The sequence below is a fragment of the Reyranella sp. GW821-FHT12G01 genome (assembly GCF_058806575.1).
The window spans coordinates 460686-483759 of the sequence record NZ_JBXAPV010000001.1 but is presented as its reverse complement, the minus strand read 5'-3'; the positions used below and the strand labels follow the sequence as shown (position 1 = coordinate 483759).

Below are 23074 nucleotides of genomic sequence, written 5' to 3'. Positions count from 1 at the left end.
CACGGTCCACCGGCCTGCTTTACCGATCGCCGCATCGACGGTCCTCCTTAACGGAGGCTAACAGGGAATGCCGTGGCGCCTCCTCGGGGGCCAATCGGCAGCTGTACCCGCAGCTGTAAGCGGCGAGCGAATGCCCAGATGTCACTGGACCGGCAAGGTCTGGGAAGACGGGCAGGAGCCGTGACCCGCGAGCCAGAAGACCTGCCGGCGATAGCGTCGCTCTTCCGATGGACGGGACAATCCAACGGGACGGTCAACCGAGCGGTGACGCGCCATGTGCGTGTTGCTGTTTTGGGGAGACCGTCTGATGACGCCGTTCCGTCGTATCGCTTTGTTCCTGGCCCTGCTGGCGCCCTCGGCGGCGCTCGCCCAAACGGAGCCGGACGGCATGATGCCCACGACCGTCATCACCGCCGACCGCTTCCCGACCGACCCGGACAAGATCACGTCCAGCTACACGGTCGTCATGCAGGAAGAGATGCAGCGCCGTCAGCTCCGCACGGCGGCCGAGGTCCTGAGGACGGTCCCCGGCGTCTCGGTGCAACAGTCGGGCGGCCCCGGCACGCAGACCAACGTCTTCGTGCGCGGCTCCAATTCGAACCACGTCCTGGTGCTGATCGACGGCATCAACGCCAACGATCCTTCGTCGGCCAATGGCGCGGCCGACTTCGCGCACTTCCTGACCGAAAATCTCGACCGCATCGAAATCGTGCGCGGCCCGATGAGCACGATGTACGGCAGCCAGGCGATCGGCGGCGTCATCAACATGGTCACCAAGGCCGGCAAGGGGAAGATGAACGGCGCGGCCTTCACCGAACTCGGAACGCGCCTGCAGAGCAACAGCGGCGCCTACGTTCGTGGTAGCGAAGGAAAGTTCAATTACAACCTGACCTTCGCCGGGACGTTCAGCCCCAACGACACGCCCGTGCCGGCGCGCTTCACGCCGAACGGCGGCTTCGTCGATATCGATCCCTACCGCAACATCACGCTCGCGGCGCGTCTCGGCTACGAGATCAGCGACACCACCCAATTCAACTTCTACGGCCGCTACATCGATACCAAGCTGAACTACGATCAGGTCGGCCAGGAAGATCCGAACGCCAACGGCTACACGTCGCAGTTCTACACGCGCGGCGAAATCGAAGGATCCTACTTCGACGGCCGCTGGAAGCCGGTCATCGGCATCAACTACAGCACGATCTCGCGGCATGATCTCGATTATGCCAGCCCGCAGAACCTGTTCCCGTTCGCGACCGATACCTGGTTCAACGGCCGTCGCCTGCAGGCCGATTTCAAGAATTTGGTCAAAGTCACCGACCAGATCGAAGTGATCGGCGGCATCGATTACGACCGGCAGTGGGCCTACAGCAACACCATCGGCACCTTCACCCCGTTCACCGAGTCCTGGGGCACGATGGCCCAGACCGGCATCTACGGTCAGCTCCGCCTCAACCCTTTCGAGGGCTTCAACCTCAACATCGGCGGGCGCGTCGACATGAACGACACGTTCGGAAGCGTGGGCACGTGGCGCGTCGGTGCGTCCTATCTGTGGGCGCCGACCGACACCAAGTTCAAGGCGTCGTACGGAACGGCCTTCAAGGCGCCGTCGCTGTTCGAGCTTTACGGGCCCGGACCGTTCTGCGGCGGCAACCGCAACATCCAGCCTGAGTACAGCCGCGGCTACGAAATGGGCGTCGAGCAGGGCCTGTTCGATCGCAAGATGAAGGTGGGCGCCACCTACTTCCTCAACAGCTACTCGAATCTCATCCAGTGCCCGCCGCCGTTCACCTCGCTGCAGAACGTGACCGATGCACAGAGCGAGGGCTTCGAAGGCTTCATCCAGATCAGCCCGACGAAGTGGCTCGATCTCTACGGCGACTACACCCTGACCATCGCGCGCAACGTCAGCGGCAACCAGCCGCTGGTGCGCCGGCCGCAGGACGTCTTCAACGTCCGCGCCGAGGTGCGGCCGTGGGACAACACGATGTTCGGCATCGGCGTGCTGCAGGTCAACAACCGCTACGACTTCAACGCGACCACCGGCGCGCTGATGAGCCCGTCGCCCTATACGCTGCTGCGCGTCACCGCCCAGTATGACGTCATCCCGTCGGTACAGCTCTTTGCCCGCGCCGAGAACGTGCTGAACACGGTGTACGAGGAGCCCGAGGGTTTCCAGGCGCCATACTTCCAGGCCTTCTTCGGCGTGAAGGCGAGGTTCTGAGGGAGCGATCCGGCGGCGCCGCCGGCGAAACTTGCTGCAAGTCTTCGCCGGTGGCGTAGCTTCTCCGCTGTGACGACACGAGCGCTCCTCCGAAGCCTGATGGGCTTCGCCGGCCTGCTTCTGGCGACGGCCACTCCGGCCGCCGCACAGGCGCCGCAACGCGTGGTGACGCTCAACCTCTGCCTCGACCAGGTGGCTCTGCGCCTGGCCGCGCCCGGCCAGCTCGTGGGCGTGAGCTACCTGTCGCTCGACCGCCGCCTGTCGGTGCTGGCCGACCGGGCGACCGCCGTCACGCCGGTGCGCGAATCCGTCGAAGCCATCCTCGACTTGCGGCCCGATCTCGTGATCTTCGACCGGGACTCGCACGCCCCAATCAAGCGCCTGCTGCGCGGCGCCGGCGTGCGCCTGCTCGAAGTGCCGTTTGCCTCTTCGATCGACGACGCCGAGAGAGTCATCGAACAGATGGCCACGGCGCTAGACCGCGAGGAGGCCGGCCGGACCCTGATCGCCGGCATGCGTGCGCAACGCAGCCAGCTCACCTGGACGGGCGCACCTCTTGGCCGGGCCGTCTATCTCGAGGCCAATGGCGGCACCTCGGGCAAGGGCAGCCTGATGGACGAGCTGCTGCGGCTCTCCGGCTACCGCAACCTTGCATCGGAGCTCGGTCTCCCGGCCTTCGGTCGCCTCACGCTCGAGACCGTGCTCGCCGGCCAGCCCGACCTGCTGGTGCTCGATGGCGCCTCCAATGCCAATCCCGCCCGCGCCACCGAGTTCGTCGACCACCACGCGCTGGTCGCCCTGGCGGGCAAGTCGCGGCTCGTGTCGGTGCCGACCAAGTACGCGGTCTGCGCCGGTCCGGAGAATTTCGAGGTGATGCGCCTTCTGGCGGAGGCGCGCCGGTGAATCGCTGGCTCGTCCTGTTGGTAGCGGCGCTCTATCTGCTGTCGCTCTCCATCGGTCCGGCCTGGTGGCCCTGGCGGCTGGGCAGTGACGTCGGCTGGGCCATTGTCTGGGAGCTCCGGGTGCCGCGCGCGACGCTCGGCCTGCTGATCGGCGGCGTGCTGGGCCTCAGCGGGGCGGTGCTGCAAGGCTGGTTGCGCAATCCGCTGGCCGAGCCCGGCGTGATCGGCGTGTCGGCCTGCGCGGGCTTCGCCGCTGTCTGCGCCTTCTACAGCGGCCTCGCCGCGGCCTTCGCGCTGGCCCTTCCGCTGGCGGGCATCGCCGGCGCGGCCATCGCCGTCGCCCTGCTGATGGGCGCGGTCCGTGCCGGGACGGGGACGGTCTCGCTGCTGCTGATGGGCGTGGCAATCAACGCCATCGCCGCGGCGCTGATCTCGCTGGTGCTGGCGCTGTCGCCCAATCCCTTCGCCTACCAGGAAATCTCGCTCTGGCTCGCGGGCTCGATCGTCGATCGAGACCTGCGCCACCTGGCCATCGCCGCGCCGTTCATGATCGCGGGCGCGGCCATCGTCCTGGGCGCAGGGCGCTGGCTCGATGCCCTGTCGCTCGGCGAAGACACCGCGCGCACCCTGGGGGCCGACACCAAATCGCTCGGCCTGCGGCTCACCCTCGGCGTCGGGCTGATGGTCGGCGCCGCCACTTCCGTGGCGGGCGTCATCGGTTTCGTCGGCCTGATCGCGCCGCATCTCGTCCGGTCACGGGTGGATTTCAGGCCCGGCGCGACGCTCGTGCCCTCGATGCTGGTCGGCGCAGCCCTGGTGCTGGGCGCCGACATCATCGTGCGTCTCCTGCCGACGGCTTATGAGCTGCAGCTCGGCGTCTTCACCTCGCTGGTCGGCGCACCGTTCCTCGTGCGGGCCGTGCGCAAGGCCCGCGCCGCCTGGCTCGCCGCATGAGCGCGATCGCCGCCCGGGCGCTGGTGAGCCGCCGCGGCGAGGTGCCGATCCTCGATCGCATCGACGTCGAATTCGCCGCCGGCAAAGTCACCGCCATCGTCGGCCCCAACGGCGCCGGCAAGACGACCCTGCTGCGCCATCTCGCAGGCCTCGATGCGCCGGCGTCCGGCACGGTTGAGTTGGACGGCAAGCCCTTGTCGGCGCTCGATCCCGGCATCAGGGCCCGGCGCATCGCCTATCTGGCGCAGGCGGCGTCGGCCTACTGGCCCTTGCGCGCCCGCGATCTGGTCGCGCTCGGCCGGCTGCCGCACGGCGCCAATCTCAACCATGCAACCCGCGACACCGACGCAAAAGCCGTGGAGCGTGCCCTGCAGCGGGTCGACGGCATGCGCCTGGCCGAACGCTCCATCGACACGCTGTCCCAGGGTGAACGGGCGCGTCTATTGATGGCGCGCGCACTAGCCACCGAGGCCGCCATCTTTCTCGCCGACGAACCGGTCGCCAGCCTCGATCCCGCCTATGCGCTGGAAGCCATGACGATCCTGCGTGACGAAGCAGCCGGCGGCGCCTGCGTGATCGTGGTCCTGCACGACCTCGGGTTGGCAGCGCGCTTCGCCGACAGGGTCGTCGTCCTGGCAAATCGCACCATCACGGCCGACGGGCCGCCCGCCGTCGCGCTCGCCTCCGGGGTGATCGATGCCGCCTACGGCGTTGCCTTCCGCCACCTCATGGTCGACGGCGTGGTGCAGCCGGTCGCGTGGGAAAGGCGCGGCTGACGCTAAGCCGCGCGCTTGCGTGACGCCGTCTTGCGCCGCGCCTTCTTCGCCTTGGGCTTCGCCTTCTTGCGCTCATGGGCTTCCAGGAAGCGGTCGGCCTTGTCGCGCGAGGGACCGCCGCCGCCCTTGAGGCTCCGCTTCAAGGCTTCCATGAGATCGACGACCTTCTCATCGTCTTCCTCCGGCGCCTCGGAAACGACGGGCTGGCCCTTCTTCTTCTTGGCGATCAACTCGCGCAATGCGTCCTCGTAGCGATCCTTGAAGCGCGATGGATCGAACTTCGAGTCCTGCTGCTCGATGATCTTCTCGGCGATCTGCAACATGCGGGCGTCGGGCTTGGGCAGGCTGCGATCGAACACGGCGGAAGTGCCGCGGATTTCGTCGTGGGTGCGCAACGTGGTGAGCAGGATGCCCTTGTCGCGCGGCTCCAGCGCGCAGATGCGTTCACGCTGGTGCATCACGACACGCCCGAGTGCCACCTTCTTCTGCTTCGCCATGGCGGCACGGATCACCGAATAAGCCTCGATACCGGTCTTGCCCGAGGGCGCGAGATAATAGGGCTCGTCCCAGTAGATGCGATCGATCTCCGACGCATCGACGAACTCCTCGATGTCGAGGATGCGCGTCGATTCCAGCCGCACCGCGTCGAGTTCCTCCTTGTCGAGCAGCACATATTTGTTCTTCGACACGGCGAAGCCGCGTACCAGGTCGGCCCGGTCGACCGGCTTGCCGGTACCGGCATCGACCGACTGCATGCGGATGCGGTTGTTGGTCTTCGGGTTGATGAGATTGAAATGGATGTCGGCACTGCGCTCGGTCGCGGTGTAGAGCGCGACGGGGCAGGTCACCAGCGAGAGGCGCAGATGGCCCTCCCAAGTGGGACGCATCGCTTTGTGCTTGGCCATGGCTTTACTCCGACTTCACGAGCTTCTCGATGGCGGCGCGCAGGGGCTTCGCCGACTTCGCATAGTCCTTCCACGGCTTGCTCCGCTTCAGCAACGCGGGCGCGGTGCGCACCGTGTATTTCATCGGATCGAGACCGGCCTTCACCTGCGTCCATTCGATCGGCATCGACACTGTGGCGCCGGGGCGGGCGCGGGACGAGAGCGGCGCGACGGCGGTGGCGGTGCGATCGTTGCGCAGATAGTCGAGGAAGATGCGGCCGGTCCGTTCCTTCTTCGCCATGTTGAGCACGTAGAGATCGGGCTCGTCCTCGGCGACGCGGCGGCAGATCTCGCGCGCGAAGGTCTTGGCCGTGTCCCAGTCCGGGCTCTTCCTGTCGTCAGTCAGCGGCACGACGACATGCAGGCCCTTGCCACCTGTCGTCTTGCAGAAGGGCACGAGTCCCAGTTTCTTCAGGCGTGCCGCGATCTCGCGCGCGCCGGCAATCACGGCCGCGAATTTCACGTCCGGCGCCGGATCGAGATCGAACACCAGCCGGCCCGGCAATTCCGGATTGCCCGGCTGGCAATTCCAGGGATGCAGCTCGGTGCCGCCCATCTGCGCCACGGCGGCCAGCCCCTCGACACGGTCGATCTGCAGATAGGGTTTCCTGTCGCCCGCCACTTTCACTTCCGTGAGAAGGTTCGAAGAGCCGGGCATCGAATGGCGCTGGAAGAACTTCTGCGCGCCGTCGATCCCGTCGGGCGTACGCACGATGGAGCAGGGGCGGCCGGCGATATGGTCGATCATCCAGTCGCCCACCGCCTCGTAGTATTCCGCCAGCTCGAGCTTGGTGACCGGCGGCTTCTCGTCGGGCCAGAGCGGCTTGTCGGGATGGGAGATCGACACGCCCATCACCACGGCCTTGCCGGACGACACGGATGCTTTCGTCTTGCGCGGCGCGGGCTTGGCCATCCTGGTCTTCTCCGGATCGGCCGCGACCTCGGCCTCGACCTCGTCGGCCGGCTTATCGCCGCGTAATCCCTTGAAGGCAGCCTGACGCACATTGCCGGCGCCGGTCCAGCCGGCGAACTCGATCTCCGCGACCAGGTCGGGCCTGGCCCAATGCATGTTGGCTTCCTTCGGCGGACTGGCACCTGCTGCAAAGGGGCTGGTCTTGCTCGCCACCGCGCGCAGCTTCGGCATCAGCGAGCGCATCACGCTTTCGCCGAAGCCGGTGCCGACCCGGCCGACATAGACCAGCTTGCGGTCCTTGCCCTCGCCGCGATGCACGCCCGCCAGCAGCGAGCGCAAACGGCGGCCCTCGCTGGTCCAGCCGCCGATCACCACCTCGTGGCCGGCGCGGCACTTGGCCTTGGTCCAGCTTCCGCCACGGCCCGACTTGTAGGGCGCGTCCAGCTCCTTGGAGACGATGCCTTCGAGATGCATACGGCAGGCCGATTGCAGCACGGCATCGCCGCCCGTCTCGAAGTGATCGACATAGCGCAGCCCGGCATGCTTGCCCTTCATCCCGTCGAGCAGCGCCTTCAGGCGTGTCTTGCGCTCCGACAGCGGCAGCGGCCGCAGATCCTCGCCTTCGAGGAACAGCAGGTCGAAGGCGAAGAAGATCAGGTCTTCCGACGCATCGTTCGAGAGCGCGGCCTGCAGCGCGGCGAAGTCCGGCGCGCCATGACTGTCCAGCGCCACCGTCTCGCCGTCGAGGATGCAATCCGGTAGCCCCTTCGCCTGCTTGGCGATGGCCGAGAACTTCTTCGTCCAGTCGAGGCCTTTGCGCGTGCGAAGCCTCGCCTCTCTATCCTCGACGCGAAGCTGCAGCCGGTAGCCGTCGAACTTCACCTCGTGCGCCCAACCCGCGCCGCCCGGCACACGCTCGACCAGCTTGGCCAGTTGCGGTTCGACGAAGCGCGGCATCGACGCGACCTTCTTCGGCTTGGCCTTGCTCCTCGGTGCCGAAGCGCCGTCGCCGCCATCTTTCTTGTTGCTCTGCCAGACAGCGCCAGCACTGCGCTTCTTGCTAGTCATGAAGGGCTTGGGCGCCTTGCCGGTGCCCAGCGCGATCTCCTTCAGGGTACGGCCCGAAGCGATCGACTTCGGATCCTTCAGGAGCTTGTCGTCGTCGCCCTCTTGCGCAGCGGCGTCGCGATGCTTGATCAGCAGCCAATTTGTGCGGCCGCCACTCTTGCCACCCTTGCGGTCCCACTTCATGCGGACCAGCACCCAGCTTCCTTCCAGCCGTTCGCCGACCAGAGAGAACTTGAGATCGCCGCGCTTCAGCCCTTCGTGCGGGTCGCCTTCGGGAATCCAGTAGCCGCGATCCCAGAGCTGGACCGTGCCGCCGCCATACTGGTCTTCGGGGATAGTGCCTTCGAAGTCGCCATAGTCGAGTGGGTGATCCTCAACCTCGACCGCCAGCCGCTTGACCGTCGGATCGACCGACGGTCCCTTGGTGACGGCCCACGACTTGAACGTGCCGTCGAGTTCCAGGCGGAAATCGTAGTGCAGCCGCGTCGCGTCATGACGCTGGATGACGAAACGCAGCTGCTTCGATTTCGGGACGGACGCCTTGCCCGACGGCTCCTCCGTCTGGGTGAAGTCGCGCTTGGCGCGATATGGGGCGAGGCTGTCCTTCCGCATGGATCACCGCTGGGGGCGCACCAGTTTGTCGCGATCCCAGATCTTGTGCTTTTTCGCCGCCGCGATGAAGGCCTCGATGCCATTCTTGCCATCCAAGGGCACGATGCCCATCGCGGCATCCGGCTCAATCGCGGCTTTCTCCAGCATCGGGGAGGCGGCTTCGTTGAAGCCGATCGCCTTCAGGTGACCGAAAGCATCGCGCAGCCAGTCGATGGCGCCGGCGACACCAACCAACTCCGCGGCACCCGCCTCGGACGGCAGCGCGACGACGGCGTCGAACAGGATCGAAGGTGCCCCGTCGAGCTGCATGTCGGGCACCAGGCCGCCCTTCAGCTTGCCGACCTTCGGCGCTACCAGCTTGAGCTGCGCGCCTTCCTTCTTCAGCGCCTGGCGCAGCTTCTGGATCGCGCCGGCATCACTGCCGTCGGTGACCAGCGCCGCGACGGTACGGCCTTGAATGGTCTTCGGCGCCTTGCCGATGAGGCTGAGCGCGGGCGAGGGATCGAGATCGTCACGCGGCGGCACGGCCGGGGTGATGGTGTCGGCCTCGCCAGCCATGCCCATGGCCGCCGCGACCCGCTTGCCGAGTTCCGGCTCGATCAGGTCGAGATGGCCCAGCATGCGCTTACGGATCGCGACCGTGACGACCTTGCTCAGCTCGAAGGTGAAGGCGCTCACAATGTGGCCCTGCTCGGGTGGCGTCATCGAACGCCAGAACTGGCGCGCCTGTGAGTAATGATCGGCGAAAGATTCCGGACGCTCCCGGGTCTTGGGGCCCGAATTGGGATCGGGGAAACTCGTAAAGCCGCGGACCGGATTCTCGCGCGGGCTCTGGGGATCGAGCGAGTTGGGCTCATAGGCGACCCGGCCGGGTGGCACCGCCATGCGCATGTGACCGTCGCGCTGGAAGTTGCGCATCGGACAGACCGGCTTGTTGATCGGAATCTCGTGGAAGTTCGGCCCGCCGAGGCGGCTAAGCTGCGTGTCGAGATAGGAGTGCAGGCGGCCCTGCAGCAATGGGTCCGGCGTGAAGTCGATGCCGGGAACGATATGGCCGGGATGGAACGCCACCTGCTCGGTCTCGGCAAAGAAGTTCACCGGATTCTCGTTCAGCACCATGCGGCCGATCGGGGTGAGGGGGATGACCTCCTCCGGGATCAGCTTGGTCGGATCGAGGATGTCGAAGTCGAGTTCATCGGCGGTCTTCTGGTCGAATGCCTGGATGGACAGCGTCCATTCCGGATAGTCGCCATTGTCGATCGCTTCCCAGAGATCGCGCCGCTGATAGTCCGGATCGGCACCGGCCAGCTTCACCGCCTCATCCCACAGGGTCGAGGCCGCGCCGATGCTCGGCCGCCAGTGGAACTTCACGAAGGTCGAGTCGCCTTGGGCATTGACCAGTCGGAAGGTGTGAACGCCGAAGCCTTCGATATGCCGCAGCGAGCGCGGAATGGCGCGGTCCGACATCGCCCACATCAGCATGTGCATGCTCTCGGGCATCAGCGACGCGAAGTCCCAGAACGTGTCGTGGGCCGAGCCCGCCTGCGGGAAACCGCGATCCGGCTCCATCTTCACCGAATGGATCAGGTCCGGGAACTTCATCGCGTCCTGGATGAAGAAGACCGGGATGTTGTTGCCAACGAGGTCGAAGTTGCCTTCCTCGGTGTAGAACTTCACGGCGAAGCCGCGCACGTCGCGCGGCGTGTCGACCGAACCGGCGCCGCCAGCCACCGTCGAGAAGCGGACGAAGACCTTGGTGGTCTTCTTCGGGTCCTGCAGGAAAGCGGCCTTGGTCAGGCGCGAGAGGTTCTTCAGCGGCTGGAAGTAGCCGTGGGCACCGCTGCCACGCGCATGCACGATGCGCTCGGGGATCCGCTCGTGGTCGAAGTGCTGAATCTTCTCCCGCAGCACGAAGTCTTCCAGCAGAGTCGGCCCGCGCGCGCCGCTCTTCAGCGAATTCTGGTTGTCGGAGATCGCGACGCCCTGGTTGGTCGTCAGCGTCTGGTTGGCAGATGTTGTGGTCTGGTGGGTCTCGCCGCCCGGGCGATCTTCCGATGAACGGGCCTTGGACCTGGGCGCAGTCTTGGGTTTCCGCACGATACCGCCTCACATTTTCTTGAGAAAAGCCGCGCGCTGAACGGGGCTTTCTGTGAGTCGTTGCAACGCACTGTCGCGATCGCCGTTCGTGAGGAATGACCGACACACCTCACCCGATCAGCCGCCGCACCTTGGGCATGGCGTCGCTGGCGACCGCCGCCTTCGGACGCGAACTCGCCGCTCAGCCCGCCGGAGCTCGCGATTCGACCGTACCGCCGGTCGGGACCGTGAAAGTCAGGCTCACCGTAAATGAACAGCCGCGCGAACTGATGCTCGATTCCCGCACGACCCTGCTCGACGCGCTGCGCGATCATCTCGAACTGACCGGTACCAAGAAGGGCTGCGACCATGGCCAGTGTGGCGCCTGCACCGTGTTGGTGAACGGCACGCGCCTGAATGCCTGTATGTCGCTTGCCGTGCAGCGCGACGGCGACCGCATCGTCACCATCGAGGGCCTGGCGCGCGGCCAGGAACTGCATCCGATGCAGGCCGCCTTCGTGAAACATGATGGCTTCCAGTGCGGGTACTGCACGCCGGGCCAGATTTGCTCGGCGGTCGGCATGCTGGCGGAGATCAAGCACGGCATGCCTTCGGCCGTGAGCGGCGACATCACGGCTGCATCGAATGTGTCGGTGGAGGAGGTGCGCGAACGCATGAGCGGCAACATCTGCCGGTGCTCGGCCTATCCCAACATCGTTGCCGCCATCATGGAAGCAAAGGGAGGCTCGACATGAGGAGCTTCACCTACGAGCGGCCCGATGATGTCGCTTCCGCGGTCCAGGCCGCTGCCCAGCCCGGCGCGCGATTCATCGCCGGCGGCACCAACCTGCTCGATCTCATGAAGGTCGATGTCGAACGACCGCGCCATCTGGTCGACGTCTCGCGCCTGCCGTTGCGCACCGTCACCGAGACCTCCGACGGCGGTCTCTCAATCGGGGCGCTGGTGACGAACGCAGAGCTGGCAGCCGACGATCACGTGCGCACCCGCTACCCGATGCTGGCGCTCGCCCTGCTGAACGGCGCTTCTGGCCAATTGCGCAATCAGGCGACGACGGCCGGCAATCTCCTGCAGCGCACGCGCTGCCCGTACTTTTATGACGTCTCCAAGCCCTGCAACAAACGGGTGCCCGGCAGCGGCTGCTCGGCCCTGCTGGGCTATAACCGCATGCATGCGGTCCTGGGTGTCGTCGGCAACGACAGCGACACCTGCATCGCCGTGCATCCTTCCGACATGGCCGTCGCCATGACCGCGCTGCATGCCGAGGTCGAGATCCAGACGCCGGCCGGCAAGGCGCGCCGCGTGCCGGTCTCCGATCTGCACCGGCTGCCCGGCACGACCCCGGAAAAGGACACGACGCTCGCCGAGGGAGAACTCATCAGCGCCGTGATCCTGCCGCCGCCACCCGCCGGAAAGCAGGTCTATCGCAAGGTCCGTGACCGCGCGTCCTTCGCCTTCGCGCTGGTCTCGGTAGCGGCGTTGCTTGACGTGGCGGATGGCAAGGTACGCGAGGCGCGGCTGGTGCTGGGCGGTGTCGCCCACAAGCCGTGGCCGGCGCGCGAAGCCGAGACCGGTCTGGTCGGCGCGTCCGTCAACGAGGACGCCTTCGAGGCGGCCGCGAGCGCAGCGCTGAAGGGCGCGGTCGGCCGCAAGCACAATGGCTTCAAGATCGATCTGGCCCGGCGCAGCGTCGCGAGCGCGCTCGGCGATTTGGCGAAGGCGGGAGGCTGACCATGCCCGATCACATCATCGGCCAGCCGATCGACCGGGTCGACGGCCGCGCCAAGGTCACCGGCAGCGCGCTCTACAGCGCCGATCACGGCGCCGAACGCCTTGCTTACGGCTTCATCGTGCCGTCCACGATCGGGCGGGGCGAGATCGCCACTATCGACACTTCGACGGCGCGCAAGATGCCGGACGTGCTGCTTGTGATGACGCACGAGAACGCGCCGAAGCAGGCGCCAATGCCACCGGCCAAATCCCAGGACCGCACCGCGCGAACAAGCCCGCAGCTCGTCGACGGCAAGATTCGCAACTTCGGCCAACCGATTGCGGTCGTCGTGGCACGCACCCGCGAGGCCGCACGTGCGGCGGCCGAGGCGATCCTCGTCTCCTACAAGCGCGAGACCGGCACCTACGATCTCGAAGCGGCGCGGCCGCAGGCCTACGATCCGAAGAAGACCGACAAAGGCGGCTCCGGCGACAGCAAGCTCGGCGATGTCGAGAAGGCGCTCGCGCGCGCGCCAGTGCGCATCGAGGCGACCTACACGACGCCTTATCAATCTCACAGCATGATCGAGCCGCACGCCGCCATGGCGGAATGGGCCGGCGACAAGCTCACCATCTATTGCTCGGTCCAGCTCGTCGACAACGCCCACAAATCCCTCGCCGCGACGCTGCGCGTGCCGCCGGAAAAGGTCGAGGTGATCGCCGAATTCATCGGCGGTGGCTTCGGCGGCAAGCTTACGCTCACGCCCGAAATCGTGCTGGCGTCACTCGCGGCGCGTGAACTGAAACGTCCCGTCAATGTGGTGCTGACGCGACAACAGATGTTCCACGCAACGCCGCATCGGCCTGCCTCGATTCAGAAGGTGCGGCTGGGCGCGGAACAGGACGGCACGTTGACGGCTATCGCTCACGAATCTCATGCGCAGAGTGCTCGGTCGGATGAATATTCCGAGCCCGTGGTGATGACCACGCGCGCGCTCTATGCGGCGGCCAATCGCTTCACCTCGCAGCGCATTGCCGCCCTCGACCTGCCGTCGGCGCATGCGATGCGCGCGCCCGGCGAGGCGATCGGCATGCTGGCGCTGGAACAGGCGATGGACGAGCTTGCCGAGCGGCTGAAGATCGATCCGATCGAGTTGCGCCTCAGGAACGAGCCAAAGGAAGATCCCGAGAAGAAGATTCCCTTCGCGACACGCAATCTCGTGGCGTGCCTGCAGGAAGGCGCGAAGCGCTTCGGCTGGGACAAGCGCCAGGCACAGCCAGGTCAGGTGCGCGACGGCAAATGGCTTTTGGGCATGGGCATGGCCTCGGCCATGCGCGCCAACTATTTGCGGCCTGCCGAGGCGCGCGTCACGATGGAAAGTGCCAGCCGCGCCGTCGTCGAGATGGACATGACCGACATCGGCACAGGCTCCTACACGATCTTCGCGCAGATCGCGGCCGAGACGCTCGGAATCCCGGTCAACAAGGTCGAGGTGCGCCTCGGCCGCAGCAGCTTCCCCGACACGCCGGGCTCCGGCGGCTCGTTCGGCGCCTCAAGTTGTGGCGCCGCGCTTCTCGATGCCTGTCACAAACTGAAAGCCAAGCTCGATACGGGTGAGGGGGCACAGGGCCTGAGCGCCACAGGCAGCGTGAAACCCGGCGAGGAGTACAAGAAGTTCTCGCAGTATTCCTATGGCGCTCACTTCGCCGAGGTCGGCGTCGACAGCATCACCGGCGAGATCCGGCTGCGGCGCATGCTCGGCGTCTTCACCGCCGGCCGCATCCTCAACGCCAAGACAGCGCGCTCGCAGCTTATCGGCGGCATGATCTGGGGCGTCTCCTCGGCGCTGCACGAGGACGCCGTCGTCGACCTACGCTATGGAGCCTTCGTCACCAATGACCTCGTGCATTATCACGTGCCCGTCCATGCCGATGTGCCCGATGTCGAGGCGATCATGCTGGAAGAGTTCGACGAGAAGGCAAACGCACTCGGCTCCAAGGGCGTCGGCGAACTCGGCATCTGCGGTTCTGGCGCCGCCGTTGCCAATGCCGTCTACAATGCCTGCGGCGTGCGGGTGCGCGAGTATCCCATTACTGTCGACAAGATCCTGCCGGGCCTGGCCCGCGTCGGCGCCTCCGAAGCGCAGCTTCCCGGCGGCCACAAACGCGGTGGTTGAGACTCAAAGTCCGCGTTACTTGCCGATACAGAAGTCGCGGAAGATCACGTCCAGAAGCTCTTCGAGGCGGACCGCGCCGGTGATGCGGCCGATGGCGCGCAGTGCAAGGCGAAGATCTTCAGCGGCGAGGGCAACCTCCGGTGCCTGAAGCGCTCGACCCAGCGATGCCTGACATTCTATCAATGCTTCGCGATGACGCGTGCGCGTTAGAGGCGGCGCCCCGGCACCCTCACGCATCGACGTTTCAGCCGATTTTTCCAGACGGGTCAGCAACTCGGGCAATCCGGAGCCGGTGGCGGTCGACAGGGTAACGACGGCCTTGTCGCCGACCGGAGCGAGGTCACTCTTGTTCACCACGACGAGGTCGCGGGCAGAATCCCAGCGGTCGGTCGTGCCGATGATGCTTCGCATTTCCGCCCGCCAGTCACCCGAGGCATCGAGCACCAGCACGCGCAGGTCGGCCGCCGCAGCCCGCGCGCGGGCCCGGCGCACGCCTTCCTGCTCGATAGCGTCAGTGGATTCCCGCAAGCCAGCCGTGTCCGCCAGCACGACCGGCCAGCCGCCGAGATCGAGATGGACCTCGATCACGTCTCGGGTCGTCCCGGCGGTTTCCGACACGATTGCCGCTTCACGGCGCGCGAGCAGATTTAGCAACGAGGACTTGCCGGCATTGGGCGGTCCGATGATCGCAATCGACAGCCCTTCGCGTAGCTTCTCGCCGCGCCGATCTTCCAGATGGACCGCGATCTCGGCCTGCAGGCCGGCAATGGCGATACGCACTTCGTTGGCGAGGCCTTCCGGCAAATCCTCGTCGGGAAAGTCGATGGCCGCTTCGAGATGGGCCAGCGCGCGCAGACCCTTGCCGCGCCAATCCTCGTAGAGGCGATGGAGGGCGCCCTCCATCTGCTGCAGGGCCTGCCGCCGCTGCGCCGCCGTCTCGGCCGCCACGAGATCGGCGATGCCCTCGGCCTCGGTGAGGTCGAGCTTGCCGTGTTCGAAGGCGCGGCGTGTGAATTCGCCCGGCTCGGCCAGCCGGCAGAAACCCAGACCGGCGATGGCATCGAGCGCCGCGCCGACCACCGCGCGACCACCGTGCAGGTGCAGCTCGACCATCGGCTCGCCGGTCTCGGTGTTGGGCGCCGCGAAATACACGACCAGGCCTCGGTCGATCGCTTCGCCGGTCGAGGGATCGCGGAGCGTGCGCAGCACCATGCGACGCGGCGGCGGCAGGGCGGCCCCGGTGAGCGACACCAACACGTCACCGGCACGCGGGCCGCTGAGACGGATGACGGCGAGCGCGCCGGGATGCGCGCGCGTCGGCGTTGGCGTGCCCAGCGCATAGATCGTGGCGTCGCTCACGGCCGGGCCGGCTAGGTGCGGCGGGGAGCGGGCTGTGCCGGGCGCGCCGGCGGGGCGGCCGGCGGCGGGCGGGCCATCACCTTGTCGGCGATCTTCTCGTAGAGCGATTCGGGGATCAGGCGCCGTTCGACGAGCTCGGTCTTGGCCTTGAAGGGCCGGGCCCGAATGATGGCATCGGCCCGCACCTCGCCGATCCCGTCGAGCGACATCAGATCGTCGCGGCTGGCGCTGTTGAGGTCGATCAGGCTCGAGGCGGGCGCTGCCGGTGGCGAAGCCGGCCGCGCTCCCTGGCCATGGGCCGTGCCGACGCTCAGCAGGATCACCATCGTCGCAAGAAATGCTTTGAATGACATGATGGCGGCCATTATCGCACGAAATCGTCCCAGGCCGGGATGGGGCGCTGCTCGAACGGCACTTTCCAGCGGTGACAATTCGACCGGTCTATGAGCTCGGCCGGTACCATGATCTCGGAAGGCACCATCTGGCCCGACAGGTGCCGGAGCATCGCCTGGGCGGCAATGGCCGCGATGTTGAAGGCGCTGAAATCGACGCTGGCCAACATCGTCCCGCTTTCGATGTGCCCGATCGCGGCCGGCAGGCCGTTGATGCCCACGACCGCCGCGGCCCGTCCGGCCTCCTGCAGGGCTTTCAGAGCTCCGAAGGCCATGACGTCGTTAGCGGTCCAAACTCCGTCGATCCGGGAGTGGTCCCGGAGCAGTTCGGCCATGGCTGCCTGCGCCGGCGCTTCCTGCAGATAGCCGATACGCGAGCCGACCATCGCGATTCCCGGACTTTCGGAGAGCGCCCGCTTCAAGCCGTCGGTCCGGTCCCGCGCGGTGCGGGCGCCCGGGGTGCCGTCGAGCGCCACGATCCGTCCGGTCCCGCCCAGGCCCTCGAAGAGGGCTCGTGCCACGGCATGGCCGATCCCGACATCATCGGAACCGACGAAGCTCAGCACGGGTACGCGCATGCGATTGATGAACACGGCGACCGGGATGCCGGCGGCCGTGAACCGCGCCACATCCTCTTCCATCGCGACATCGTCGGTTGGGTTGAAAAGCACGCCGTCCGGCCGCGCCGCCAGCGCCTCCGTCACCAGCGCTTTCTGCTCGCCGACATGGTCCGGCGTGGCCGGCACATAGTGCAGGGTCCGGGCGCCGGCCTCAGCCGCGACCCGGTCAGCGATCTGCCGGGCGGCATCATAAGCGGGATTCACACGGTTTTTTGTGAAAACCGCGAGCGTGAGAGGCTGTGTGCCGAGCTGCTTCATAGGGGCCTACTGGGGCCTACTTTAGGCCACCGGGGCCCTGTAGTATCCGCCCGCCATGGGCACACCCTACGACGAAATTCCGGACCGACGCGCCATCGTGCGCAGACGCGCCCTCGAGGAAGCCCTCGCTCATCTGGTCGAGGACATGCCCGAAGGCGGCGAGCCGCCGCGTGCGCCCGTGCTCGCGCTTCTGCGCGATGCACTGACTGCCGGCCGCGCGGAGATTCGCCGCCGCTTCGAGGAGCCGGGTCCGCTGAAGAACGACGGGCCGGCGGTGTTGGTCGCGACGTCCTACCTGATGGATCAGATCATCCGGGTCCTCTACGACTTTGCCGACCAGCATGCCTATCCTGCGGCCAATCCCAGCTCTGGCGAGCGACTGGGCCTGGTGGCGACCGGCGGCTATGGCCGTGGCGAGCTGGCGCCGCTCTCGGACATCGATCTCCTGTTCCTGCGTCCCTACAAGCAGACGCCGCGCGGCGAGCAGATCGTCGAGTTCATGCTCTATCTCCTGTGGGACCTCGGCCTGAAGGTCGGCCACGCGACCCGCACGGTCGAGGAGAGCCTGCGCTATGCCGAGCGCGACCAGACGATCCGCACAGCCCTGCTGGAGATGCGCTATCTGTGGGGCGACCGCGCGCTGTTCGACGAGTTGCAGCATGGCTTCGCTCAGAAATTCTATACCGGTGACGGCCGCGACTTCGTCGACGCCAAGCTCGCGGAACGCGACCAGCGCCATCAACGCATGGGCGATTCGCGCTACGTCGTCGAACCCAACGTCAAGGAAGGCAAGGGCGGTCTGCGCGACCTGCACCTTCTGTTCTGGATCGCCAAGTATCTCTATCGCGTGAGCGAGCCTAGCGAGTTGATCGCCAAGGGCGTGCTCACCAAGGAAGAGGCTCGCCACTTCGAGCGCGCCGAGCGCTTCTTCGCGACCGTGCGCTGCCACATCCATTACCTGACAGGCCGGGCCGACGACCGCCTGTCGTTCGATCTTCAGCGCGAGATCGCGGCGCGCCTCGGCTATCAGGACCGCCCCGGCAGCCGCGGCGTCGAGCGCTTCACCAAGCACTATTATCTTCACGCCAAGACGGTGGGCGATCTGACGCGCATCTTCGTCGCCGCGCTGGAAGACAGTCGCCGTCGCAAGCCCAAGCTCGCGGCACTCTGGCAGACCCTGCGTCCGCGCGAGCTCGAAGGCTTCCGTCTCGACGGCGAGCGCCTGGCCGTGGCCTCGCCCGATACATTTGCCAAGGATCCCGTCGCGATCCTGCGCCTGTTCCATGTCGCGCAGGAAAACGACCTCGACATCCATCCCGCGACCCTGCGGCTGATCACGCAGAACATCCGGCTGGTCGACAAGCTTCGCAACGATCCGGAAGCCAATCGTCTCTTCATGGAGATGCTGACGTCGCGTCACGATCCGGAGACGACGTTGCGGCGTCTCAATGAGGCCGGCGTGTTCGGCCGCTTCGTGCCCGACTTCGGGCGCGTCGTCGCGCAGACGCAGCACGACATGTACCACACGTACACGGTCGACGAGCACACGATCCGCGCCATCGGCATCCTCTCGAAGATCGAATCGGGCGTGCTGAAGGAAGACCATCCGCTGTCGGCCGATGTCGTTCACAAGATCCTGTCTCGGCCGGTGCTCTATCTCGCGGTGCTGCTGCACGACATCGCGAAGGGCCGCGGAGGCGACCATTCGGTGCTGGGTGCCGACGTCGCAATGCAGCTCGGCCCGCGCCTGGGATTGAGCGCCGCCGAGACGGAAACCGTGGCGTGGCTGGTGCGCTACCACCTCGCGATGTCGGCCACCGCGTTCCAGCGCGACCTGATGGATCCCAAGACCATCGACACGTTCGCGGCACTCATCCAGTCGCCCGAGCGCCTGCGCCTGTTATTGGTCCTGACCGTGTGCGACATCCGCGCGGTCGGCCCGAACGTCTGGAACAACTGGAAGGCCGCGCTGCTGCGCCAGCTCTACAATGCGACGGAGCAGGTCCTCTCCGGCGGCACGCTCAGCGGCGGCCGCGCCGAGCGCATCAAGCATATCCAGAGCGAGATCGCCAAGCGCCTGCCGGGCTGGAGCGAAGCCGACAAGGAAGCGCACTTCGCGCGCGGCTACGCCTCCTATTGGCTGTCCTTCTCACCCGACACGCTGGCGCGCCAGGCGGAACTGGTGCGCGGCGCCGAGCGCGCCAAACAGCCGCTCGCCATCGAACATCGTGTCGACGAGGAGCGGTCCGTCACCGAGGTCACGATCTACACGCTCGACACGCATGGCCTTTTTGCGCGCCTCGCCGGCGCCATGGCGATCAGCGGCGCCAACATCGTCGACGCCAAGATCTTCACGCTTGCCAACGGCATGGCGCTCGACACGTTCTGGATCCAGGACCTCGAGGGCAAGCCGTTCGACGGGCCGCAGCGGCTGGCGCGACTGGCGGCCAGGGTCGAGCTGGCGCTGTCCAACCGTCTCGACATCCAGCGCGAACTCGACAGCCAGCGCGGCTCATGGCCCAAGCGCGATCGCGTCTTCACCGTCGAGCCGCGCGTGCTGATCGACAACAACGCGTCCGACACGTTCACCGTGATCGAGGTCAACGGCCGCGACCGGCCGGGCTTCCTGCACGTCGTCACGCGCGCGCTCACGCGCCTCAACCTGCAGATCGCCACCGCGCATGTCACGACTTACGGCGAGCGTGCGGTCGACGTGTTCTACGTGAAGGACCTGTTCGGCCTGAAGGTCGTGAACGCCGACAAGCTGAAACAGATCTCTACGACCGTCGAAGCCGCCATCCGCGACTTCGACTCGCGCTTCGATCCGGTGGCGAAGGCGGCGGAATAGTCGCCGGCTTTTCTTCAGCCCGTGGAATTCCTTCTCCTCATCGTCGTGGCCTTGCTGGCGACGCTCGCCTTCATCTACTTCGCAGATCTGTCGTCTCGACAACCTGCAAAACCCCGCCGGCAGTATTACATCGGATCCTCATCCTCGAAGGAGAGGCTGCTTCTCTGGAGTCCGGTTCTCTGCTCGATCGCCGCGCTGATCGTGTTTGCGGTACCTCCGCTGGACCGACTTGCGCCGTCCGCACTCACCGTCGTTCTCGACCGAGTCTGCGGCTATCCCCTGCCGACGTTATGGTGCTGGAAGATATCGTGGCCGTCGGCCTGGATGCTGGTCATCCAAGCGACCCTCTATCTCTGGTTTCTCGGAATGTCGGCCTATCTCGTCTTCTCGATCATGACGGGGCGTATTCCCAAACCACGTCATTACGTCGAAGGGTCGTTTCCACTTGGGCTGAGTTTGATCTGTGCGGGCTTCTGGCTGTTCATCGTCGCCGGCGGCCAGTTCATGGTCCCAGCGAAGCTATCGCTCGTCTTCCCGGTTGCGGGCCTGATCTTCTCCGTCGCCTATTTCTGCGGTGCTCTCAGCAGCCTGCGCAGGCTAACCATCGCGCTGAAATACCGGCGGCCGCCAACATCGACTTGAGCGGACGGCGGATCGCTCCGCCGCCCTTCGTCGTCACTCCGGCTTGAAGTTCGCTTCCTTCAGCAGGGCGGTGTTGGTCTCGATCTCCTGTTTGATGAAGGCGGCGAATTCTTTCGGGCCGCGGCCCGTGGGAACGATGCCGAGCGACGTGGTCTTCTCGATGAAGCCCTTGTCCTTGGAGACTTCCGCCATGCCCGCGGCGAGCTTGTTCACGATCGCATCGGGCGTGTCCTTGGGCGCCCAGACGCCGTACCAGGAGCTGAGGTTGAAGTCCTTGAGGCCAACCTCTGCCGTGGTCGGAATGTTGGGCGCGAGCGACGTGCGCTCCTTGGAGGTCACGAACAGGCCTTTGGCGCGGCCCGACGTGGCGAGCGGCAGGAGCGCCGTCCATGGATCCATGAAGAACTGCACGCTGCCCGACATCAGGTCGGTATTGGCCGGCGCCGTGCCCTTGTAGAGGATCTGGTCGAGCGGAATGCCGATGCGCTTCAGCCAGGCCAAGGTCGCGATGTGACCGGCCGAGCCGCCCGAGGAGATCGCGACGAAGAACTTCTTGGGGTCCTTCGCAACGGCCGCCATGACGGCGGCATAGTCGTCGCCCGGCACGTTGTTGTTGGCCAGCATCACCAGCGGCGCCTCGCCCGCCTGGGCAATGGCGCGAAAATCGGTCTGCGGGTCGTACGGGCAGGAGGGCACTACCGTCTTGCCCAGCACGAACAGGCTGGCGTTGAACAGGATCGTGTAGCCGTCGGGATCGGCGCGGCGGACGGTGTCGGAGCCGATCGTGCTCGAGGCACCGCCGATATTCTGGATGATGATCTGCTGGCCGAGCTTTTCCGACAGGAACTGCGCCGTGATGCGGCCGAGACCGTCCGTGCCGCCACCCGGCGGGTAGGGCACGATCATCTTCAGTGGCTTGTTCGGGTAGTCCTGAGCCAAGGCAGGGCCGAGGGCCGGAGCGGCGAGAAGCGAGGCGCCAGCAGCGCCCAGCACGGTCCTACGACGAAGATTCATGGAAATTGCCTCGGAGAGAATGCCTAAGGTTGCACACTAACCGAAGATGCACACGCCATGCCATGATCTGTCTCGCAAATCGTGCGGGAAACCCGCCGTTCGGCGACCTCCCCGCAGGGCACGCCCAGGGCCCGTGACGTGTCGAGATGCTGCTGAAGGGTCGCCTTGCCGCCCGGGGCGATGGGCGAGGGCACCCCTTCGCGATAGGCCGACTTGAGTTCGACGATGCGCTGGCGGCCGTCGCGCAGCGCCAGGACCACGTCGACCTGCAGATAGTCGATCGTCTCGCCCGATTTGTTCTCGACGACGAGGCTTGGGACACAGTTGCCGTAAACGTTGGCGTCACCGCCGCGCGTCACGTCGATGCCGTTGGCGGCAAGGGCCGCCGTTCCTGCCAGAACCAGACTCAACGCACCAAAGGCTGCCTTCATGGTCGCCTCCTGCTTCGGTTTTCCTAGCTCGACTGCAGCCGCTGCTCCCGGCGGGTCGCCAGCATCTGCAGGATCGCCGCCGCCGTCTCCTCGATCGAGCGGCGAGTCACGTCGATGGTCGCCCATTTGCGTCGGGCATAGAGCCGGCGCGCTTCCTGGATCTCGCTCTGCACGGTGTCCATGTCGGTGTATTCCGACTCGGTGTCCTGCTGCATGAGCCGCAGGCGATTGACGCGGATCTGCACCAGTCGCTCGGGATCGGTAATCAGGCCGACGATCAGCGGTCGCCTGGCTTCCTCGAGTTCGGTAGGCGGCGGCACCTGCGGCACCAGCGGTACGTTGGCCGCCCGCACGCCGCGATTGGCCAAATATACACAGGTCGGTGTCTTGGAGGTGCGCGACGGCCCGACCAGGATCACGTCGGCATCGTCGAGATCGTGCGTCGACTGTCCGTCATCATGCGCCAGCGTGTAATGCATGGCGTCGATCCGGTCGAAATAGCCTTCGTCGAGCTGGTGCTGGCGACCCGGCCACTGCTCGCTCTTGGAATGGAAATGGACGGCCAGCACACTCATCGCCTGGTCGAGCACGCCGACGCAAGGCAACTGCAGACGCCGGCAATGATCGCGCACGACGTCGCGCAGTTCGGGATCGACCAGCGTGTAGAGGACGGGACCGCGGTCGCGCTCGACCGCCTGCATCACCTTCTCCATCTGAGCCGGCGATCGCACCAGCGACCAGACGTGCTCCTGCACGAAGATGCCCTCGTACTGGACGAGACAGGCGCGCGCGACGCTCGACACGGTCTCACCGGTCGAATCGGACACGAGATGGACGTGAAAATTCCGGTTGGCCACGGTTCGTTTTACCCCACAGACACGCCGGGAGAAACGCGGGATTGATCGAGGCATCGCGGGGACAAACAGGACGCCCCTCGGGAGCGCCCTGATTCGGGACACGACTCGCCCGGCCCATCCGATTTATCTTCCCTTGCGGACAGGTCGGGACGAATGACCTGCGAGTCGGGAATCAGGTCTTTTAGCCGCGTGGAATCGATGGATTCCGATCCACAGCAGCCTGGGGACCGATGGCCAATAGGGCGCATCCCCACGTGCCACAGGCTCTACTACTGCTACTA

At 66.1% G+C, this 23074-nt stretch carries 18 protein-coding genes and 1 riboswitch; of the genes, 9 read left to right on the top strand and 9 right to left on the bottom strand.

Going from position 1 to position 23074, the window contains the following annotated elements:
* Positions 1 to 21 precede the first annotated feature (21 nt).
* Positions 22 to 223: riboswitch (cobalamin riboswitch) on the top strand.
* 84 nt (positions 224 to 307) lie between these two features.
* The 4 genes from AC1RP5_RS02275 (at position 308) to AC1RP5_RS02260 (ending at position 4853) form a co-directional block, all read left to right on the top strand.
* The gene (locus AC1RP5_RS02275; RefSeq protein ID WP_493108943.1) at positions 308 to 2221 is read left to right on the top strand and encodes a TonB-dependent receptor plug domain-containing protein; all 1914 of its coding nucleotides are present in this window, start codon (positions 308 to 310) and stop codon (positions 2219 to 2221) included.
* A gap of 99 nt (positions 2222 to 2320) precedes the next feature.
* Positions 2321 to 3124, top strand: a complete 804-nt coding sequence (locus AC1RP5_RS02270) for an ABC transporter substrate-binding protein (RefSeq protein WP_493108942.1) — start codon at positions 2321 to 2323, stop codon at positions 3122 to 3124.
* A complete protein-coding gene (locus AC1RP5_RS02265) occupies positions 3121 to 4077 on the top strand; it encodes a FecCD family ABC transporter permease (RefSeq protein WP_493108941.1) in 957 nt (318 codons plus the stop codon). The genes AC1RP5_RS02270 and AC1RP5_RS02265 overlap by 4 nt, the downstream gene beginning before the upstream one ends.
* Positions 4074 to 4853 carry an ABC transporter ATP-binding protein gene (locus AC1RP5_RS02260; protein WP_493108940.1) on the top strand — a complete coding sequence of 260 codons (780 nt, stop codon included), beginning with the start codon at positions 4074 to 4076 and terminating at the stop codon, positions 4851 to 4853. The genes AC1RP5_RS02265 and AC1RP5_RS02260 overlap by 4 nt, the downstream gene beginning before the upstream one ends.
* A 2-nt stretch (positions 4854 to 4855) precedes the next feature.
* On the opposite strand, the gene ku is transcribed toward AC1RP5_RS02260, so the two are convergent.
* From ku to AC1RP5_RS02245, 3 genes are read right to left on the bottom strand one after another with little or no spacing between them, the layout of a single operon-like run.
* Complete coding sequence (gene ku, locus AC1RP5_RS02255) at positions 4856 to 5758, bottom strand: non-homologous end joining protein Ku (protein WP_493108939.1); 903 nt, start codon at positions 5756 to 5758, stop codon at positions 4856 to 4858.
* A 4-nt stretch (positions 5759 to 5762) separates the two neighbouring features.
* On the bottom strand, positions 5763 to 8390 hold the full coding sequence (gene ligD, locus AC1RP5_RS02250) for a DNA ligase D (RefSeq protein ID WP_493108938.1): 2628 nt from the start codon (positions 8388 to 8390) through the stop codon (positions 5763 to 5765).
* A 3-nt stretch (positions 8391 to 8393) separates the two neighbouring features.
* Positions 8394 to 10490, bottom strand: a complete 2097-nt coding sequence (locus AC1RP5_RS02245; RefSeq protein WP_493113275.1) for a catalase — start codon at positions 10488 to 10490, stop codon at positions 8394 to 8396.
* Between the two features lie 92 nt (positions 10491 to 10582).
* Here AC1RP5_RS02245 and AC1RP5_RS02240 point away from each other — a divergent pair, with 92 nt between their 5' ends.
* From AC1RP5_RS02240 to AC1RP5_RS02230, 3 genes are read left to right on the top strand one after another with little or no spacing between them, the layout of a single operon-like run.
* On the top strand, positions 10583 to 11221 hold the full coding sequence (locus tag AC1RP5_RS02240) for a 2Fe-2S iron-sulfur cluster-binding protein (RefSeq protein ID WP_493108937.1): 639 nt from the start codon (positions 10583 to 10585) through the stop codon (positions 11219 to 11221).
* On the top strand, positions 11218 to 12216 hold the full coding sequence (locus AC1RP5_RS02235) for an FAD binding domain-containing protein (protein WP_493108936.1): 999 nt from the start codon (positions 11218 to 11220) through the stop codon (positions 12214 to 12216). The genes AC1RP5_RS02240 and AC1RP5_RS02235 overlap by 4 nt, the downstream gene beginning before the upstream one ends.
* 2 nt (positions 12217 to 12218) lie before the next feature.
* Positions 12219 to 14372 (top strand): xanthine dehydrogenase family protein molybdopterin-binding subunit, encoded by a 2154-nt coding sequence (locus AC1RP5_RS02230; protein ID WP_493108935.1) that lies wholly within the window; start codon positions 12219 to 12221, stop codon positions 14370 to 14372.
* Positions 14373 to 14387: 15 nt separating this feature from the next.
* Here the strand turns inward: AC1RP5_RS02230 and mnmE are convergent, their stop codons facing one another.
* The 3 genes from mnmE to AC1RP5_RS02215 are packed head-to-tail and all read right to left on the bottom strand — an operon-like array spanning position 14388 to position 17001.
* A complete protein-coding gene (mnmE, locus tag AC1RP5_RS02225) occupies positions 14388 to 15731 on the bottom strand; it encodes a tRNA uridine-5-carboxymethylaminomethyl(34) synthesis GTPase MnmE (protein ID WP_493108934.1) in 1344 nt (447 codons plus the stop codon).
* Positions 15732 to 15742: 11 nt separating this feature from the next.
* Positions 15743 to 16084, bottom strand: coding sequence for a ComEA family DNA-binding protein (locus AC1RP5_RS02220; protein WP_493108933.1), 342 nt, complete (start codon positions 16082 to 16084; stop codon positions 15743 to 15745).
* A gap of 11 nt (positions 16085 to 16095) precedes the next feature.
* Positions 16096 to 17001 (bottom strand): sugar ABC transporter substrate-binding protein, encoded by a 906-nt coding sequence (locus tag AC1RP5_RS02215; RefSeq protein ID WP_493108932.1) that lies wholly within the window; start codon positions 16999 to 17001, stop codon positions 16096 to 16098.
* 55 nt (positions 17002 to 17056) lie between these two features.
* On the opposite strand from AC1RP5_RS02215, the gene AC1RP5_RS02210 reads away from it, so the two are divergent.
* Positions 17057 to 19849 carry a [protein-PII] uridylyltransferase gene (locus AC1RP5_RS02210; protein WP_493108931.1) on the top strand — a complete coding sequence of 931 codons (2793 nt, stop codon included), beginning with the start codon at positions 17057 to 17059 and terminating at the stop codon, positions 19847 to 19849.
* Between the two features lie 21 nt (positions 19850 to 19870).
* Complete coding sequence (locus AC1RP5_RS02205; protein WP_493108930.1) at positions 19871 to 20491, top strand: hypothetical protein; 621 nt, start codon at positions 19871 to 19873, stop codon at positions 20489 to 20491.
* 33 nt (positions 20492 to 20524) lie between these two features.
* Here the strand turns inward: AC1RP5_RS02205 and AC1RP5_RS02200 are convergent, their stop codons facing one another.
* From AC1RP5_RS02200 to AC1RP5_RS02190, 3 genes are read right to left on the bottom strand one after another with little or no spacing between them, the layout of a single operon-like run.
* Positions 20525 to 21505, bottom strand: coding sequence for a Bug family tripartite tricarboxylate transporter substrate binding protein (locus AC1RP5_RS02200; protein ID WP_493108929.1), 981 nt, complete (start codon positions 21503 to 21505; stop codon positions 20525 to 20527).
* Positions 21506 to 21528: 23 nt separating this feature from the next.
* Positions 21529 to 21936: a hypothetical protein gene (locus tag AC1RP5_RS02195; RefSeq protein ID WP_493108928.1), complete on the bottom strand. Its 408-nt coding sequence runs from the start codon at positions 21934 to 21936 to the stop codon at positions 21529 to 21531.
* A gap of 23 nt (positions 21937 to 21959) precedes the next feature.
* The gene (locus tag AC1RP5_RS02190) at positions 21960 to 22793 is read right to left on the bottom strand and encodes a pyruvate, water dikinase regulatory protein (protein ID WP_493108927.1); all 834 of its coding nucleotides are present in this window, start codon (positions 22791 to 22793) and stop codon (positions 21960 to 21962) included.
* Positions 22794 to 23074 lie beyond the last annotated feature (281 nt).